This is a genomic window from Pseudoalteromonas sp. BSi20429 (genome assembly GCF_000238895.1).
Classification (GTDB): domain Bacteria; phylum Pseudomonadota; class Gammaproteobacteria; order Enterobacterales; family Alteromonadaceae; genus Pseudoalteromonas; species Pseudoalteromonas arctica.
Genome location: NZ_BADV01000070.1, coordinates 1 through 2,733, shown reverse-complemented (window position 1 = coordinate 2,733; position 2,733 = coordinate 1). Strand labels below are relative to the sequence as shown.

2 protein-coding genes are annotated in these 2,733 nt (G+C 33.0%); one reads left to right on the top strand and one right to left on the bottom strand.

What is annotated here, in order from left to right:
• Positions 1–327 precede the first annotated feature (327 nt).
• Positions 328–1,152, top strand: coding sequence for an alpha/beta fold hydrolase (locus P20429_RS06115; RefSeq protein ID WP_007584914.1), 825 nt, complete (start codon positions 328–330; stop codon positions 1,150–1,152).
• Between the two features lie 421 nt (positions 1,153–1,573).
• On the opposite strand, the gene P20429_RS06120 is transcribed toward P20429_RS06115, so the two are convergent.
• A complete protein-coding gene (locus tag P20429_RS06120) occupies positions 1,574–2,533 on the bottom strand; it encodes a sugar-binding transcriptional regulator (RefSeq protein WP_002960874.1) in 960 nt (319 codons plus the stop codon).
• Between the last annotated feature and the right edge of the window lie 200 nt (positions 2,534–2,733).

Below are 2,733 nucleotides of genomic sequence, written 5' to 3'. Positions count from 1 at the left end.
AAAAGTCCTTTAATAAGAATAATTACTTCAAATTATTCCTTTAAAGTATTACAAACTACGCTTTTGTAATTGTTGCATGTATACGAGTCATCGTTTCACACTTCTTAAAGCGGTTTGATAATCACAATTATTAAACACTGCATATTATAAAGTCAGTAAATTTATTTAGCCTAGAGCCCACGTATCACACGGGTTTAACTTTTAAAACATTAAGATTTTTAATAACTAATAAATACTCATATTGGGACGGAATTTGCTTTATAAGGCTATATTCTAATTTTATAGTTTACTAAATAATATAATTTTTAAAGTTAAAGAGGCAAAATTATGAACAAGACACAGTACGTTACAGTAGAAGGTCATCAAATTGCTTATCAAGAAATGGGACAAGGAACACCTTTATTATTGATACACGGAATACCAACCAATAAATTTTTATGGCGAAATGTGATGCCAAAACTTGCATCACAACATCGAGTAATAGCGCCTGATTTACTAAACTTTGGTGAATCTGATATGCCAATTAACACCGATGTTTCTATAAATGCGCAATGTAGAATAATGTGTAAGTTTATGGATGAACTCGGTATTTCTAAAGTTAATATTGCTGCACATGATATTGGTGGTGGTGTTGCTCAATTAATGGCTGTAAATCATCCGGATAAAGTAAACGGGCTGGTTTTAATTGATAGTGTATGTTTTGACTCTTGGCCAATACCAGAATTTGAACCTTTGCTAGAACCAGGTGTAGAAGAAAAAACAACTGTAGCTGAATTTGTCGATACATTAACAGATTTTATGCCCAAAGGTGTTTACGACTCGAGCGTAATGACTGAAGAGTTGATGAAAATATACTTAGCACCATGGAGTAATGAAAAAGGAAAAGCCGCTTTATTTAGTAACATGCGCAGGCTCAATAAAGAATATACCGAAGCTATTACAGGCGATCTTAAAAGCTTACCTCATGAAACACTCATAATATGGGGTAAAGAAGACAAGTTTCAAAAGCCAAAGTATGCGCCAATGTTAGAAGAAGCAATTCCAAATTCATCATTGATTTGGATAGATAGAGCCGCTCATTGGGTTATTGATGAACATCCAGATAAAGTGTCTGATCTTATTAGTGAATTTATGAATGATAAAAGATTCTAGTAAATTAGTAGGATAATTTAAAATACATTATTTTCAATAACTTAGATTTAATTAGATAAAGTAGCTATTAGGTAATAATTGTTTATACCGCTTGATAATATTAATAACCAAGCGGTATTTTTATATGTTCAAGAAGCTAATACCGTAAATGGGTAAGGTACTGACTATTAAGATAAGTAGGTTAATGCTTATTAAATAGTCAAAATATCGCGTTTATACGTTAATTAATGAAGGTGAGTAACTTGGTTATGTATTTATTTATGCTATTTAACATAATATAAATTATAGGTAGTTAATACATATATAGAAAGAGCGCTTAAACGCGCCCTTGTTATGTCCAATACTAGACGGTATCGGACATTAAGTGATTTTATTACAATAACAGCTATTACTAATACAGATACTTTATTTATCAATTTGTTTAATCAATACTTAATAAACGCTCAGCTGTATATTCGTTAGTAATTAATCCGCTGATCATGTTTGACCTTACTGCGCCCAAAATGGCTAACACTTTTTCTTCACCAGCAGCTATCGCATAAATCTGTTTGTTAGCATTTGTTTTTAATGGCGTACTTGCTACACGCTGATTCACTGTGCAATCTAAAAGCTTACCGTTTTTATCAAACACCCAACTAATCATTTCACCAACTGCACCAAGATCTTGTAACTCTTTAAGTTCTTGCGCATCAATAAAACCATCTATATGTAATGGCGACTTTTCACCTAAGCTACCAATACCCACAAATGTTACATCGGCATCTTTAGCGAGTTTTAAATTACCGGTAATATTTTGTTGTGCATGTAACTGTTCTTTTTCTTCAATACTTCTTGGTAAAACTGGCAATGGCATTGGGTAATGTTTTGCATTGGTGTGTTCGGCCATTCTTACTACAACATCATAAGGTGAAGCCGATCCATCCAAAGCCATATTACCTAGCATTGCTACAATTTTATGTTGCGGACAATCAACAGTTCTTAGCTCATCTACACATGAACGTAAAACTCGACCGGTTCCCATAGCAAGTACTTTGGGTTGTTCTGATTTTAAATGACGTTCTATTTCAGCCGCGCCAGCTTGAGCCAAACCAAGCGTGGACGATGGTTCAGATGGATCGCTCGGTACAACTTCACACGAATCTAACCCAAAACGGCTTTTTAATTTTTCGGCCAAGTCCATACATTTAGCAATCGGGTGGTCAAGTCTAACTTTAATTAGACCTTGGCTCACAGATAATGCGACCATTCTTTGTGCAGATTGACGAGATATATTTAGCTTTTTAGCAATTTCATCTTGTGTGTTACCGCCAACATAATATAACCACCCTGCTCTGGCTGCATCATCTAGCTTTCTAATTTCTGTATTTGATAGCTTTACCACGTAAACCTCTTAAAATATAAGGAAAACTAAATCCTTATTTTCATTACATAATTTTAATTATATGTGCTGCTATATAAATTATTTTATTAATTTTGGAATATCTATTTATCAATAACGTTTTTGTTATTTATAATTGTAAATATACCATTCCTTAATAAAAAATACCTAGGTTTCATAGGATTATGTAATTAGAATTTAGT